The 14,758-nt window shown below is 71.8% G+C and carries 13 protein-coding genes; 11 read left to right on the top strand and 2 right to left on the bottom strand.

Going from position 1 to position 14,758, the window contains the following annotated elements; all coding sequences use genetic code 11:
* The first annotated feature begins 63 nt into the window (after window positions 1-63).
* The 4 genes from OHO83_RS21360 (at window position 64) to ilvD (ending at window position 4,775) form a co-directional block, all read left to right on the top strand.
* Window positions 64-996 carry a Ppx/GppA phosphatase family protein gene (locus tag OHO83_RS21360; RefSeq protein ID WP_266673021.1) on the top strand — a complete coding sequence of 311 codons (933 nt, stop codon included), beginning with the start codon at window positions 64-66 and terminating at the stop codon, window positions 994-996.
* Between the two features lie 163 nt (window positions 997-1,159).
* Window positions 1,160-1,984 (top strand): sugar phosphate isomerase/epimerase family protein, encoded by an 825-nt coding sequence (locus OHO83_RS21355; RefSeq protein ID WP_266673023.1) that lies wholly within the window; start codon window positions 1,160-1,162, stop codon window positions 1,982-1,984.
* Window positions 1,981-2,613, top strand: coding sequence for a TetR/AcrR family transcriptional regulator (locus OHO83_RS21350; protein ID WP_266673025.1), 633 nt, complete (start codon window positions 1,981-1,983; stop codon window positions 2,611-2,613). The genes OHO83_RS21355 and OHO83_RS21350 overlap by 4 nt, the downstream gene beginning before the upstream one ends.
* A 308-nt stretch (window positions 2,614-2,921) precedes the next feature.
* Window positions 2,922-4,775 carry a dihydroxy-acid dehydratase gene (gene ilvD, locus OHO83_RS21345; RefSeq protein WP_266673027.1) on the top strand — a complete coding sequence of 618 codons (1,854 nt, stop codon included), beginning with the start codon at window positions 2,922-2,924 and terminating at the stop codon, window positions 4,773-4,775.
* A 415-nt stretch (window positions 4,776-5,190) separates the two neighbouring features.
* On the opposite strand, the gene OHO83_RS21340 is transcribed toward ilvD, so the two are convergent.
* Complete coding sequence (locus OHO83_RS21340) at window positions 5,191-7,428, bottom strand: serine/threonine-protein kinase (protein ID WP_330279731.1); 2,238 nt, start codon at window positions 7,426-7,428, stop codon at window positions 5,191-5,193.
* A gap of 232 nt (window positions 7,429-7,660) precedes the next feature.
* Here OHO83_RS21340 and OHO83_RS21335 point away from each other — a divergent pair, with 232 nt between their 5' ends.
* The gene (locus tag OHO83_RS21335) at window positions 7,661-7,960 is read left to right on the top strand and encodes a peptidase (protein ID WP_266673031.1); all 300 of its coding nucleotides are present in this window, start codon (window positions 7,661-7,663) and stop codon (window positions 7,958-7,960) included.
* 112 nt (window positions 7,961-8,072) lie between these two features.
* On the top strand, window positions 8,073-8,372 hold the full coding sequence (locus OHO83_RS21330) for a peptidase (RefSeq protein ID WP_266676533.1): 300 nt from the start codon (window positions 8,073-8,075) through the stop codon (window positions 8,370-8,372).
* An 80-nt stretch (window positions 8,373-8,452) separates the two neighbouring features.
* Here OHO83_RS21330 and OHO83_RS21325 read toward each other — a convergent pair whose 3' ends face one another.
* A complete protein-coding gene (locus OHO83_RS21325) occupies window positions 8,453-9,151 on the bottom strand; it encodes an alpha/beta fold hydrolase (protein ID WP_266673033.1) in 699 nt (232 codons plus the stop codon).
* Between the two features lie 164 nt (window positions 9,152-9,315).
* On the opposite strand from OHO83_RS21325, the gene OHO83_RS21320 reads away from it, so the two are divergent.
* The 5 genes from OHO83_RS21320 to proC all read left to right on the top strand — a co-directional run bounded on the left by OHO83_RS21320 (window position 9,316) and on the right by proC (window position 14,219).
* On the top strand, window positions 9,316-9,843 hold the full coding sequence (locus OHO83_RS21320) for an EamA/RhaT family transporter (RefSeq protein ID WP_266673035.1): 528 nt from the start codon (window positions 9,316-9,318) through the stop codon (window positions 9,841-9,843).
* A gap of 290 nt (window positions 9,844-10,133) precedes the next feature.
* A complete protein-coding gene (locus OHO83_RS21315; protein WP_329434320.1) occupies window positions 10,134-10,907 on the top strand; it encodes a class I SAM-dependent methyltransferase in 774 nt (257 codons plus the stop codon).
* 851 nt (window positions 10,908-11,758) lie between these two features.
* Window positions 11,759-12,601, top strand: coding sequence for an ABC transporter ATP-binding protein (locus OHO83_RS21310; protein WP_443066057.1), 843 nt, complete (start codon window positions 11,759-11,761; stop codon window positions 12,599-12,601).
* On the top strand, window positions 12,598-13,335 hold the full coding sequence (locus tag OHO83_RS21305) for an ABC transporter permease (protein WP_330279730.1): 738 nt from the start codon (window positions 12,598-12,600) through the stop codon (window positions 13,333-13,335). Before OHO83_RS21310 ends, OHO83_RS21305 begins: the two co-directional genes overlap by 4 nt.
* A gap of 71 nt (window positions 13,336-13,406) precedes the next feature.
* Entirely contained in the window at window positions 13,407-14,219 is an 813-nt protein-coding gene (gene proC / locus OHO83_RS21300) for a pyrroline-5-carboxylate reductase (protein WP_266673041.1), read from the top strand.
* Window positions 14,220-14,758 lie beyond the last annotated feature (539 nt).

The following is a 14,758-nucleotide window of genomic DNA, read 5'->3' as shown; positions in this document are numbered from 1 at the left end:
GGTAAGCGCGCTGCGGTGCCCTCGGGGACTGACGCCCGCCCCACGCGCAGTAGCGTTCCGTATATGAGACTCGGTGTCCTCGACGTGGGTTCGAACACGGTGCACTTGCTTGTGGTGGACGCGCACCCGGGCGCGCGCCCGCTGCCCGCGCACTCGCACAAGGCGGAGCTGCGGCTCGCGCAACTCCTCGACGACCGCGGCGCCATCGGCCCCGACGGCGTGGCCCGGCTGACCGCCACCGTGCGGGACGCCCTGGAGGCGGCCGAGGACAAGGGCGTCGAGGACCTCGTGCCCTTCGCCACCTCAGCCGTACGCGAGGCCAGCAACGCCGACGAGGTCCTCGCCCGGGTCAAGGAGGACACCGGCGTCGAGCTGCGCGTCCTCACCGGCGAGGAGGAGGCCCGGCTCACCTTCCTCGCGGCCCGCCGCTGGTTCGGCTGGTCGGCCGGGAAGCTGCTCGTCCTGGACATCGGCGGTGGCTCCCTCGAGATCGCGTTCGGCATCGACGAGGAGCCCGACGCCGCGGTGTCGCTGCCGCTCGGGGCGGGGCGCCTGACGGCGGGCTGGCTGCCGAGCGACCCGCCGGACCCCGCGGACATCAAGGCGCTGCGCAGGCACGTACGTGCGCAGATCGCGCGCTCGGTCGGCGAGTTCACGCGCTTCGGCAAGCCCGATCACGTCGTGGCCACGTCCAAGACGTTCAAGCAGCTCGCGCGGCTGGCCGGAGCGGCCCGTTCCACCGAGGGCCTGTACGTCCAGCGGGAGCTGAAGCGCAAGTCCCTGGAGGACTGGGTGCCGCGCCTGGCCGCGATGACGGAGGCGGAGCTCGCTGAGCTCCCCGGGGTCTCGGAGGGCCGCGCGGGCCAGCTGCTCGCGGGCGCGCTGGTGGCCGAGGGGGCCATGGACCTGTTCGGGGTGGAGACCCTGGAGGTCTGCCCCTGGGCGCTGCGTGAGGGCGTCATCCTCAGGCGGCTCGACCACATGCCGGCGGTCTGACGGGACGTATCGCAGCCGGAGGCCGGGCCGCGGCGTCTCCCGTCGCCTCCCGGGTCCGCCCGGCCGGGGCCCCGGCCGGGTGCTGCCGTACTGAGGCGCACCCCACAGCACCCGCGGCCCGACCACTTCCCCGGGGCTCAGCCGGGGCCCGTACTCTGTCTCCGTGGCAGAACCAGTGGTGCGCATCCCGGATGCGAAGGTCGCCCTGTCGACGGCCTCGGTCTATCCGGAGTCGACGGCGACGGCCTTCGAGATCGCGGCACGCCTGGGGTACGACGGCGTCGAGGTCATGGTCTGGACCGACCCCGTCAGCCAGGACATCGAGGCCCTGCGCCGGCTCTCCGACTACCACCAGGTCCCGATCCTCGCCGTACACGCGCCCTGTCTGCTGATCACGCAGCGCGTCTGGTCCACGGACCCGTGGACCAAGCTCCAGCGCGCGAGGTCGGCGGCCGAGAAGCTGGGCGCGTCCACGGTCGTCGTCCACCCGCCCTTCCGCTGGCAGCGCCAGTACGCGCGCGACTTCGTCGACGGCGTCTGGCGTATGGCCGACGAGACGGACGTCCGCTTCGCTGTCGAGAACATGTACCCCTGGCGCTACCGCGACCGCGAGATGCTCGCGTACGCCCCCGACTGGGACGTCACCAAGGACGACTACCGGCACTTCACGATCGACCTCAGCCACACCGCGACGGCCCGCACCGACGCGATGTCGATGATCGACCGCATGGGCGACCGCCTCGGCCACGTCCATCTCGCGGACGGCAGGGGATCGGCGAAGGACGAGCACCTGGTCCCCGGCCGCGGCACGCAGCCCTGCGCCGAGCTCCTGGAGCGCCTCGCCCTGACGGGCTTCGACGGGCACGTCGTGATCGAGGTCAACACCCGCCGCGCCATGTCCAGCGCCGAACGTGAGGCCGACCTCGCCGAGGCCCTCGCCTTCACCCGCCTGCACCTCGCGTCGGCGGTCCGGGTCCCCCGCTCATGACCGACCCGGACGTCCCTCCCGTACGCCGCAGGGGGCGGCCCTCCCGTACGCAGTCGGAGGCGGCCGGCCCCGCGACCCGCGACCGCATCCTGGAGGCGGCCCGCGCGGAGTTCTCCGAGCGCGGCTACGAGAAGACATCGGTACGCGGCATCGCCAAGGCGGCGGGCGTGGACGCGGCGCTGGTGCACCACTACTTCGGCACGAAGGAGCAGGTCTTCGAGGCGTCCATCGCGGTCGCCTTCGCCCCCGCTCTGGACGCACCGGCCGCGATCGAGGACGGCCCGCTGGACGGCGTCGGCGAGCGCCTCACCCGCTTCATCTTCTCCGTGTGGGAGAACCCGGCGACCCGCGCCCCGCTCCTCGCGATCGTCCGCTCGGCCGTGAACAACGAGGCCGCGGCGGCCGTCTTCCGGCGCCTGGTCGCCGTACAGCTGCTGCGGAAGATCGCCGGGCAGCTGGACCTGCCGCCCGAGGAGGCCGAGCTCAGGGCGGAGCTGGCGGCGGCGCAGCTCGTGGGGATCGCCATGCTGCGTTACGTGATCAAGGTGGAACCGCTGGCGTCGGCGGACGTGGAGCGGATCGTCGAGCGGGTGGCACCGGTGGTGCAGGGGCATCTGACGGGGGAGTGACGCACGCCCTCACCTGGCATGCCCCCACCCGGCATGCGCTCCGAACCGTCGAGAGTCCCGGCCGCCGGTCGCCAGGACGGGACGCGAGGACCCGGGACACACGGACGGGACGCGAGGGCCGGGGTACCCGGAGGGGACGCCACGGCCCGGGTACCCGGACAGGACACCTCGGCCGGGGGAACGTACAGCGAGACGCGCGTCCCGTATTCCGGACACCCTGTCCGGATCTTGGATCAGCGGCGTACGCTCGATAGCAGCCCTATCTGCCGCACGGGCCCCTGAAAGGGCCCTTGAAGGAGCGAGCGACGATGCCCGAGCTGAGGTCCCGCACAGTCACCCATGGACGCAACATGGCGGGCGCACGCGCCCTTATGCGTGCCTCCGGGGTACCCGGTGCGGACATCGGCCGGAAGCCGATCATCGCCGTGGCCAACTCGTTCACCGAGTTCGTGCCCGGCCACACCCACCTCCAGCCGGTCGGCCGCATCGTCTCCGACGCGATCACGGCGGCGGGCGGCATCGCGCGCGAGTTCAACACGATCGCCGTCGACGACGGCATCGCGATGGGCCACGGCGGCATGCTCTACTCGCTCCCCTCCCGCGACCTGATCGCGGACAGCGTCGAGTACATGGTCGAGGCGCACTGCGCCGACGCCCTGATCTGCATCTCGAACTGCGACAAGATCACGCCCGGCATGCTGATGGCGGCCCTGCGCCTGAACATCCCGACGGTCTTCGTCTCCGGCGGCCCGATGGAGTCCGGCCGCGCCACCCTGGTCGACGGCACCGTCCGCACGCTCGACCTGGTCGACGCGATCTCCGACGCCGTGAACGACAAGATCTCGGACGAGGACATCCTCCGTATCGAGGAGAACGCCTGTCCGACCTGCGGCTCCTGTTCCGGCATGTTCACGGCCAACTCGATGAACTGCCTGACGGAGGCCATCGGCCTCTCCCTCCCCGGCAACGGCACGGTCCTCGCCACGCACACGGCCCGCAAGGCGCTGTACGAGAACGCGGCCCGCACCGTCATGGACATCACGCGCCGGTACTACGAGGAGGACGACGAGTCGGTCCTGCCGCGTAACGTCGCCACCTTCGCCGCCTTCCAGAACGCCATGGCCCTCGACATCGCCATGGGCGGCTCCACCAACACGATCCTGCACCTGCTGGCCGCCGCGCAGGAGGCGGGCGTCGCCTTCGGTCTGGACGAGATCAACGAGGTCTCGCGCCGCGTGCCGTGCCTCTCCAAGGTCGCGCCGAACGTGGCGAAGGACCGCACGTACTACATGGAGGACGTGCACCGCGCCGGCGGCATCCCCGCCCTGCTGGGCGAGCTGCACCGCGCCGGCCTCCTGAACGAGGACGTCCACTCCGTCCACAGCCCGTCGCTCTCCGACTGGATGAAGACGTGGGACGTGCGCGCGGGCTCCCCGTCCGCGGAGGCCGTCGAGATGTGGCACGCGGCCCCCGGCTGCGTCCGCTCGGCGGAGGCGTTCTCCCAGTCGGAGCGCTGGGAGGCCCTCGACCTGGACGCCGAGAACGGCTGCATCCGGTCCGCCGACCACGCGTACTCGAAGGACGGCGGCCTCGCGGTCCTCAGGGGCAACCTGGCGGTCGACGGCTGCGTCGTGAAGACGGCGGGCGTCGACGAGTCGATCTGGACGTTCGAGGGTCCGGCGGTCGTCTGCGAGTCGCAGGAGGACGCGGTCGACAAGATCCTCAAGAAGGAGGTCACGCACGGCGACGTCGTGGTCATCCGCTACGAGGGCCCCAAGGGCGGCCCCGGCATGCAGGAGATGCTCTACCCGACGTCGTTCCTCAAGGGCCGCGGCCTCGGCAAGACCTGCGCGCTGGTCACGGACGGCCGCTTCTCCGGCGGCACGTCGGGCCTGTCCATCGGCCACGCCTCTCCCGAGGCGGCGTCCGGCGGCACGATCGCCCTCGTCCAGGACGGCGACCGCATCCGCATCGACATCCCGAACCGTTCGATCGAGCTCCTCGTCTCCGACGACGAGCTGGCCACCCGCCGCACCGCCCTGAACGGCGTCTACGCCCCGGCCGCCCGCGACCGCAAGGTCTCGGCCGCCCTGCGCGCGTACGCCGCGATGGCGACGAGCGCGGACAAGGGAGCGGTGCGGGACGTCTCGAAGCTGGGCTGAGAACCGGAGAACCGGCCGGCGGCCTCCGGCTGCCTCCGATTGAACCGGCGGCCTGATCCTGGCTCTGGCTCTGGTTCTGGTTCTGGCCCTGGCCCTGAGCCCTGTCCCTGACTTCGGTTCTGGTTCTGGTTCTGGCTCTGCCTGAGGCGTGAGCCCGCCCGGCGGCGAAATCGCTGCCGGGCGGGCTCTTGTCCGTACAGGGACAGGGTCAGGCCTGGGTGTCGTCTCGGCCGAGGCGGTCAGCGCCCGGCCCGACCCACGTCACCGGCGCCCGGCCCGGCCGCAGTCACCGGGGCCTGGCCCGACTTGCGGTTGCCCTCGGCCCGGCCCGGCCGCAGTCACCGGGGCCTGGCCCGACTTGCGGTTGCCCTCGACCCGGCCCGGCCGGGGTCTCCAGAGCCCGAACGGCCGGACGTCACCAGCGCCCAGGCTCCCGCCCGTCCACCCCGAACACACTTCCGTCGGGCGCGCTCCCGTAGACGCGTCCTCCCTCACCCACTACGGGCGCGGGCAACTCCCCGACCACCCGCCCGGGTTCACTCCCGAGCCGGGGGCGCGTCTGACCGAGGGGCTTGCCGGTGCGGACGTCGGTGGCGAGCAGGCGGCCGTCGGGGGCGGTGAGGTAGACGTGGCGGTCGTCGGCCGCGGGTGCCGAGCCCCTGCTGATGGACGTTTCCACCCGCCACCGCTGCGTGCCGGTCGTCGTGTCCACGGCCACGAGCGCCCCGCCCACGGCGAGGAGATACACGGAGTCGCCGTGCAGGGTCGCCGTCGCCTGAGGAAGGGCCGTCGTCAACCGTGACCGGTGCAGGCTGTCGCTCGCCGGGACGTAGCGGACCAGAGCGACGGTCTCGCTGGCCATGTTGCGCTCGGTGAAGCAGACCGCGCCCTTCGGGGCGCCGACCGGGGTCAGATTCCCGCTGATCCGCCGTTGCCACCGGACGGCCCCGGACTCCGGGTCCACGGCGCTGACCTGCGTAGTCGACCCGTCCGGGGACATGGTCGTCGCGTAGGCGAGGCCCTTGCCGAAGTACGCGAGGGTGGGCTGCGTCTGACCCGGCAGGCGGTGGCTCCAGAGCTTGCGGCCTGTGGCGCCGTCGACCCCTGTGACCGTCCCGTCAGCCGCGGTGAGCAGCACAGTACCGCCGGCGTGCAGCACGCGGCCGTTGTACGCGGCGATGTCCATGTCCCAGCGGGGCTTGCCCGTACGGGGATCGAGCGCGCGCAGACGCATGCCGTCGGCACTGATCGCGTGGACGAGGCCGCCGGAGAACACGGGGGCCGTCGCGGGCGAGGCGCCCGAATCGCTGTCGGCGCCGGCGGATCTGCGGCTCCACAGCACGCCTCCGTCACGCGGATCGACGGAGGCGGCGAGCACGCCGGACACCGCACAGCGCAGGGCTCCGCCACCGTACGAGCAAGTCGGCATCACGGCGGCTGAGTCACCCGACCCGCCGCCCAACTCGCTTGCCCAGGGCTTGAAGCTGTGCGCCGCACGACCGGCCGTGGAGGTCGAAGGCGCGCTTGAGGGCCCGCTGCCACTGAGCGAGGTGAGGGCGACGGTCGCCGCCGCGATCGAGAGGGCGACGGCCAAGGCACCGCCGACGATCAGAGCACGCCGCCGACGGATGACGCCGGTTGCCCGGCTGCCGGGGGCCTCCGGTGTGCGGGCGGCGGGACCGTCGGGGGAGCGCCTCGCGCCCGCTGCATCGGTCGGTGCACCGGACGAGCGGCTGTGCGTCTCCTCGGCAGCGTCGTGGGACGGCCCACGGTCCCCGGCTCCGGCCCTCCGCTGTTGGGGTATGAACGCCTGGGTGTCGTACTGGGCGGATACCCGTCGCAGTTCCTTCATCAGCTCGTCGGGGGTCGGCCGGTGCTCGGGGTCCTTGGCGAGACAGCGCATGATCAGCGGGCCCAGATCGTCCGGGACGTCCGTCAGGTCGGGCTCGTCATGGACCACTTGGTACGCGACCAGGTAGGGGCTGTCGGAGTCGAAGGGGCCACGTCCGGTCGCCGCGTGCACCAGGACCGAACCGAGCGCGAAGACATCGGCCGCCGGTCCCACCTCGCGCGGCCGGCGGAACTGCTCCGGTGCCATGAACGGCGGCGTACCGATCAATTTGCCCGTCTCGGTCCGCAGTTCGCTGTCCTTCGGCCGGGAGATTCCGAAGTCGATCACCTTCGGGTTGTCCTCGGCCAGCAGTACGTTGCTCGGCTTCAGATCGCGGTGCACGACCCCGGCACGGTGGATGTCCCGCAGAGCCTCGGCGAGCCCGGCCATCACCTGGCGCAGCTGGGCATGCCGCAGCGGGCCATGCTGCTTCACATGCTCGGCGAGGGTGAGGCCGGGAATGAACAGCGTGGCCATCCACGGCCGTTCGGCATCGGGATCGGCATCCACGACGGGCGCGGTGAAAGCGCCGCTCACCCGTCGTGCGGCCGCGATCTCCTGCCGGAAGCGTCCCCTGAACTCGGGGTCCCTGGCGAACTCGGCATGCACGACCTTCACTGCGAGTTGCATTCCCGAGGCGGACCGCGCCAGATGTACGACGCCCATGCCGCCGGAACCCAGACGCCCTTCAAGGCGGTAATGGCCGGCGTACTCAGGAAGTTCCGCTTCCGCGCCGGGCCCGGCGCTGCGGCCTGGCGGCATGTCCACCCCCGTGGCTGTCGTCCGTGAGCGCCCCGCGTGCAGCCGTTCGCACGAGCGACGCACGGAGCCTAGTCGATGATTCGTACGAGACGGACGAGGCTTGCTAGCCTCCGCGTGCATCAGCTGAACACACTGGTTTCAACGGGGGCTCAACGATCTCTGAACGAGTCCCTGGCGGAGCTCCGGAGGGTTCGGCGCCAAGAAGGCTGAGAAGTCAACGGGGGAGGTCCACATGGCGGTTGAGGAAATAGAGGGTGCAGGAGAGGCCGTGGCGGCCGCGGCGCAGCGCTACTACGCGATCGCGCCCGGCACGACGCTGAACGTCCGCAGCGGTCCCGGCACGCACTACCGACCGGTCCGCGTGCTGCCGGAGGGCGCCACAGTGCCGATCTTCTGCCAGCGCCCGGGGGAGACCGTCAGCGGCCCCTACGGCACGACCAAGATCTGGGACAACATCGGCGTCGGCGAGTACGTCTCCGATGCGTACGTGAAGACCGGCAGCGACGGCTACGTGGCGCCGCGCTGTGCCTAGGGGAGAGCGAAACGGACAAGGACGGGGAGCCATGCCAACGGTCAACTGGGCTGTAAGGGCAAGGCTGTTGGGTGCGAATGGGCGCAGGAGGGGCGTGGCCGTGGCCGGCGCCATGGCCGCTCTGAGTCTCGTCCTGGGCGCGGCTTCGGAGGCCTCGGCCGTAGCGATCCGCTACCCGGTGGCCCCGGACGTGCGACTGAAGGTACGCAGCGGACCGGGCACCCAATACCAGTTGATCAAGGTCCTGCCGCTGGGCGCCCGCGTACCGATCAACTGCCAGAAGCCTGGCGAGACCATCAGCGGCACGTACGGCACGACGGACCTCTGGGACAACATCGCCAACGGCCAGTACGTCTCCGACGCCTACGTGAAGACCGGCAGCGACGGCTACGTGGCGCCGCGCTGCGCGTAGCGGACGGCGAGGAGCCGGTCGCGTACTCCGACGTGCGCGACCGGCCCCGTCATTTCACCGCCCGCTCAGGGCCCCGCCCCTCAAATCGCCGCCTCCTCAAGAAGAATCCGCGCCAGCTCCCCCGGCCGGGAGAACATCGGCCAGTGCCCCGTGTCCAGCTCCCGCAGTCGCCAGTTCTCGCCGCGCAGAAGCTCGGCCACGTCGTCCGTCGGCTCAGGCCCGTCGAGCAGGCACTTGATGTACGTCGCCGGAAGCTCGCCCGGCGGGCGGGACAGCACGGCCGCCTCCGACAGGGACGCCCCCGGGTGCGGCGTGGCCCCGGCCAGGATCCGCGCGACCTGCGCGTCGTCGAGCCCCTGCCCCTCGCACTCGGGCGCAGTCAGCGGCGGCCAGTAACCATCGTTCGCCGCGATGACGGCTTCCAGCGCCGCCGGCCCCTGCCACCACCCGGACACGAACGACTCCCCGTCCGCCGGAACATTCGAGTCGACGAACACCACGCGCTTCAGCCGGTCACCGATCCGCTCGGCGGCCTGACCGACCGGGATGCCCGCGTAGCTGTGCCCGACCAGGACGACATCGCGCAGTCCGAGGCGCTCCACCTCGTCGACGACGTCCTGGACATGTGTCTTCTGCCCGGCCGGAACGCCCTGCTTGTCGGCGACCCCGGAGAGCGTCACGGCGTGCGCGCCATGCCCGGCCGCGCGCAGCTCCGGCACCACGTCGTCCCACGCCCACGCCCCGAGCCACGCACCTGCGACTAATACGTATTCCGTCATGCGGGCAATGTAGGGGAGGGGTCCGACAATGCCCCGGACCTGCCCGGCGGCACCCCACGCCGACTCCAGCAACCCGATCTGACCTCACCTCAGCCCCGACCCAGGCCCCACCCCGGCCCCACCTCCGAACCCGGAGCCACCGGAGGGCCAGCCATAATCGACCCGTGAGCGACGAATCCGGCACCCCCCGCCCCACCTCCGAGACCCCGGAAGCAGCCGGCGGCATCCCCGCGGGCCCTCAGCCCGAGGAGATCCGTTTCTTCGGCAGGACCTGGGTCGAGCACGACGGCGGCTACACCTGGCGCCGCGCCGCGGTCGCCGTGGGCGCGCTCGCCGGCGCGGCGGCCGGCTGCTTCGTGCTGCGCTTCGCGTACGAGGGCCTGGCCATCGCCGACGTCGGTTCCTTCGTGAACGTACTCGTGGTCCTGATGTTCGCGATCTGCAGCGCCCTCGCCTTCCGCCGCACGTGGGACGGCTTCTCCAAGCGTCCGGATCCCGAGGCGCAGGCGTCCCTGCGAGGTTTCATGTCGATCGGTTTCGTGGGCGTACTGCTCGCCTACTGCCTGCGCTGCTTCTCCGAGGCCCCGGGCGAGAAGCTCCGCAGGCAGGAGTACGCGACCGCCCGCGAACAGTACGAACGCCGCAGCACGCGCCGCACCGGCAACCCGTCGAAGAAGAAGCGCAAGGGCTGACGTCCACGGGCTTACAGGTCTACGGATTTACGGGCTCACGGGCTTTCGGGCCTACTAGCCCACGGGGGCACGCGAACTCACGCGCACGCAGGCCCACTGGCCCACTGGCCCACAGGCACGGGCTCCCCCGACCCGCCACCGCCTGATCCGCCCGCCACCGCCCGATCCACCCGCCCGCGCCCGAGCAACCGCCACCGCCCGATCCACCCGCCCGCGCCCGCAGCCGAGCAACCGCCCGAGCCACGCATCACGTACTGACGAGAGTCCCCCGCACAGGACAGGATGTCGGCATGCCCACCGTCTCGCGCGCCCACTCGTTCAATGCCGCGGCCGCCCAGTACGCCGCGAACCGCCCGTCCTACCCGCCCGCCCTCCTGGACGCCGTCGAGGACGCCGCCGGACGGCCCCTCGCCGGCGCCCGCGTGGCCGACGTAGGAGCGGGAACCGGCATTTCGACCGCCCTCCTGCAGGCGCGCGGCGCCCACGTGGTCGCCGTCGAGCCGGGCGAGGGCATGGCGGTCGAATTCCGCCGGGCGCTGCCCGGTGTACCGATCGTGCGGGCCGACGGCAACGCCCTCCCCCTCGCCGACGCCTCCCTGGACCTCCTCACCTACGCCCAGTCGTGGCACTGGACCGAGCCGGCCCGCTCGGCGCCCGAGGCGATGCGGGTCCTGCGCCCGGGCGGCGCGCTCGCGCTGTGGTGGAACACCGTTGCCCTCGACGTCCCGTGGATCGCCGCGCAGCACGAACGCATCGCGCGCCACGTAGGCGTGGAGACGGGCGCCAGGCAGCGCCCCGACACGGCCCGCGCCACCGAACTGTCGGGCCTTACGGACCTGCCGGGACGCGGCGAGATCACCCTTCGGCATGTGCGCTGGAGCCGGCTGGTCCCGCTGGACACGCACATCGCCAACATCGGCAGCCACTCGGCGTTCCTCGTCCTCGAAGAGCGCGACGCGCAGGCCTTCCTCGCCGAGGAGCGCGCCCGGGTCAGGGAGCTCTTCCCGGACGGGACGGTGGAGGAGACCTACGTGGTCGAACTCCTGGTGGCCACCCGCACTTGACCCACAGCCACTACGACACCGGCGGCCCCCTCTCCACCTCACGAAATCGGCGCCGGCTCCCACAGCCGCTACGACACCGGCGGCCGCCTCCCCCCGCAACCTCATGACACCGTCGTCCGCACGCGCCCCGCCCCGCCATCCACCCCTCCAGCGCCGTGGCGTCCGCGTGATCAAGACGCCTCGGCTCACCCAGTTCCAGCCGCACGTCCCGGTCGGCAGGCAACGCCTCCAGCGCGTCGAGCAGCTTCGGCGGCCGCAGACACGTGGGGCCGTGCCGGCCACCCGTACGACCAGCCCCGCGGCCCCCAGTCCTCGGTCCTCGGTCCGCACCTGTACGTGGCTGATGTCCCACGCCGTCTTCGCGACGGCCGGCGCGAGCGAGCCCCCACCAGCACCCCCTCGAAGAGGTTCGTCGCGACGATCGCGAAGACCGTCACCGTGAGCACCACCGCGCCACCCCGACGCTCACGCCACAACGGCACCAACTCCCGCGCCGGCAAAAGCTGGCAGCACACGCGCACCAGGAGCCCCGCGAGTGCCGCCACCGGAATCAACTCCCGTTCGCGGCGGGCAGCACGGCCGTGAACAGCAGCAGCCACACCCCGTGAAACAACGGTGAGGCGACGGGGGAGAGGCGTGGGCGCCGGCAGTTCGGGGAGGCTCCGGCGCTGAAATCCATTGCCCGTAAGGGAGTTGTGGAAGGACCGAACTGCGGTTGATCCCGCTGTCCCCGGAAGCGCGGTGTCACCCGCCCTCGGATGCCCCGCTTCCGATCACCCCCACGAGCGCCGGCGCGGCCAAAGCGCCCCTGGCGCTTGACGCCTCGGCCGCCTCGGAGGAATATTCATCACATGATGAATATCTCCGAAGGGCCATCCTCCCCGGAGCCCAGCCCCACCCCCACCTCCTCCGCTCGGCCCTCCTCTTTGCCGGAACCACCGGCGGCCGCCGTCCGCGCCACGGGCCTCACCGTCGTCCGAGGCCCCCGCCCTGTCCTGCACGGCTTGGACTTCACCGTCCCCCGGGGCCAGATCACCGGTCTCCTCGGCCCCTCGGGCTGCGGCAAGTCCACGCTCATGCGCGCGATCGTCGGAACCCAGGCCAAGGTCACCGGAACACTCAGCGTCCTCGGCCACCCGGCAGGCTCCGCCGAACTCCGCTCCCGCATCGGGTACGTCACCCAAGCCCCCTCCGTATACGCAGACCTCACGGTCCGCCAGAACCTGGACTACTTCTCGGCAGTACTCCAGCCGGGCCGCGCCGCCGCCTCCCACCGCCGGGACGACGTCGCCCGTGTCATCTCCGAAGTGGACCTCACGTCCCACGCCGACGCACTCGCCGGCAACCTCTCGGGCGGCCAGCTCAGCCGGGTCTCGCTCGCCGTCGCCCTCCTCGGCACCCCCGAACTCCTGGTCCTCGACGAACCCACCGTCGGCCTCGACCCCGTCCTGCGCCGCGACCTGTGGAACCTCTTCCACTCCATCGCCGCCGAGCGCGGCGCCACGCTTCTCGTCTCCTCGCACGTCATGGACGAGGCCGAGCGCTGCCACCGCCTCCTCCTCATGCGCGACGGCGAGATCCTCGCCGACGACAGCCCCGACGCCCTGCGGGCCGGCACCGGCGCGGCGACCGTCGAAGACGCCTTCCTCCACCTTGTCGACCAGGCCAACACCCTCCAGCGGAGCCCCCGATGAACGCAGCCCGCACCCTCGCCACCGCAGCCCGAGTCCTGCGCCAGCTCCGCCACGACCCGCGCTCCATCGCCCTGATGCTGCTCGTCCCGTGCGTGATGCTCTTCCTGCTCCGCTACGTCTTCGACGGCAGCCCCGGCACCTTCGACTCCATCGGCGCCTCGCTCCTCGGCATCTTCCCGCTCATCACGATGTTCCTGGTCACGTCCATCGCCACCCTGCGCGAACGCACCTCGGGCACCCTCGAACGCCTCCTCGCCATGCCCCTCGGCAAGGGCGATCTCATCGCCGGTTACGCCCTCGCCTTCGGCGCCCTCGCGGTCGTCCAGTCCGTACTGGCGACGGCCCTCGCCCTGTGGGGCCTCGGCCTCGACGTCACCGGCTCCGCCTGGCTCCTCCTGCTGGTCGCCCTCCTCGACGCCCTGCTCGGCACCGCACTCGGCCTCTTCGTCTCCGCCTTCGCGGCCTCCGAGTTCCAGGCCGTCCAGTTCATGCCGGCGGTGATCTTTCCCCAGCTGCTCCTGTGCGGCCTGTTCATCTCGCGCGACAAGATGCAGCCCGTCCTCGAAGCGATCTCCAACGTCCTGCCCATGTCGTACGCCGTCGACGGTATGAACGAAGTCCTCCGCCACACCGACCTCACGGCGGACTTCGTCCGCGACGCGGGCGTCGTCGCCGGCTGCGCCGTCCTGGTCCTGGCCCTCGGCGCCGCAACGCTCCGCCGCCGTACGGCCTGACCGCCGCCGATGCGAGGATGACCCCGACGGACGCAACCGCACCGAACCCCGCGCCCCGAAGGGTGGCCTCCATGCCCCAGCAGCACGTCGCAGTCCTCGGCACCGGAAAGATCGGCGAGGCCCTGCTCAGCGGAATGATCCGGGCGGGCTGGGCCCCTGCCAACCTCCTGGTCACGGCCCGCCGTCCGGAACGCGCCGAAGAGCTCCGCAGCCGCCACGGGGTCACCCCCGTCACCAACGCGGAAGCCGCCAAGCAGGCCGACACCCTGATCCTCACGGTCAAGCCCCAGGACATGGGCGCCCTCCTCGCCGAACTCGCCCCGCACCTCCCCACCGACCGCCTGATCATCAGCGGCGCGGCGGGCATCCCCACCACCTTCCTCGAGGAGCGCCTCCCCGAAGGCACCCCCGTCGTGCGCGTCATGACGAACACGCCCGCCCTCGTCGACGAGGCCATGTCCGTCATCTCCGCCGGCTCCCACGCCACAGCCGCCCACCTCGCCCACGCCGAGGAGATCTTCGGCGCCGTCGGCAAGACGCTCCGCGTCCCCGAGTCCCAGCAGGACGCCTGCACCGCCCTGTCCGGCTCGGGCCCGGCGTACTTCTTCTACCTGGTCGAGGCCATGACCGACGCGGGAATCCTGCTCGGCCTGCCCCGCGACAAGGCCCACGAGCTGATCGTCCAGTCCGCGATCGGCGCCGCCACGATGCTCCGCGACAGCGGCGAACACCCCGTCAAGCTCCGCGAAAACGTCACCTCCCCCGCCGGCACCACCATCAACGCCATCCGCGAACTCGAAAGCCACGGAGTCCGCGCCGCCCTCATCGCCGCCCTGGAAGCCGCCCGAGACCGCAGCCGCGAACTGGCCTCCGGCAATAGCTGACCCACCGGCACCATCTGACCCACCGACGTACGCCCCACCGACGTACGCCCCACCGACGTACGCCCCCAGGGCCCTATGCCTCACGGGCGTACGCCTCTACGGGCCTCACACCCAGGTGGCTGATTACCCACCTGGGCGGCGTCCGGGCCTGACTACCCCAGGTCTGACTACCCCAGGCCTGGTTATCCCGACCCGGGGCGCTGCCAGGCCTGGCTAACCAAGGCCGGGCCACCCCGGCCTGGCCATCGGGCGTCTTCGCGGCCCGGTCGACTCCGGACCGGCTGATCCTGGCCCTTGCTGAGCTCGGCCGGTCTTGCCCCCCGCGGCTGGTCCAACGGGGCGGGGAACTCCACCTCGCCGACCCGATCAGGGCTGACCCGATCAGGGTCGGGCAGGGCCGGGATGCGGCAGGTCGCTGCGGCCCGCCGCACCTGGCTGCCGATCTGGTCGCCCCACCACGTCGGCGCACCGTCGCGCCCTCTCGTGCCGCAATCCACTCGCCCGCGCGAGCCAGGCACTGCGAAGACGACCGACCCCAG

Source organism: Streptomyces sp. NBC_00569, from assembly GCF_036345255.1.
Classification (GTDB): domain Bacteria; phylum Actinomycetota; class Actinomycetes; order Streptomycetales; family Streptomycetaceae; genus Streptomyces.
This window is presented reverse-complemented; position numbering and strand designations above follow the sequence as displayed.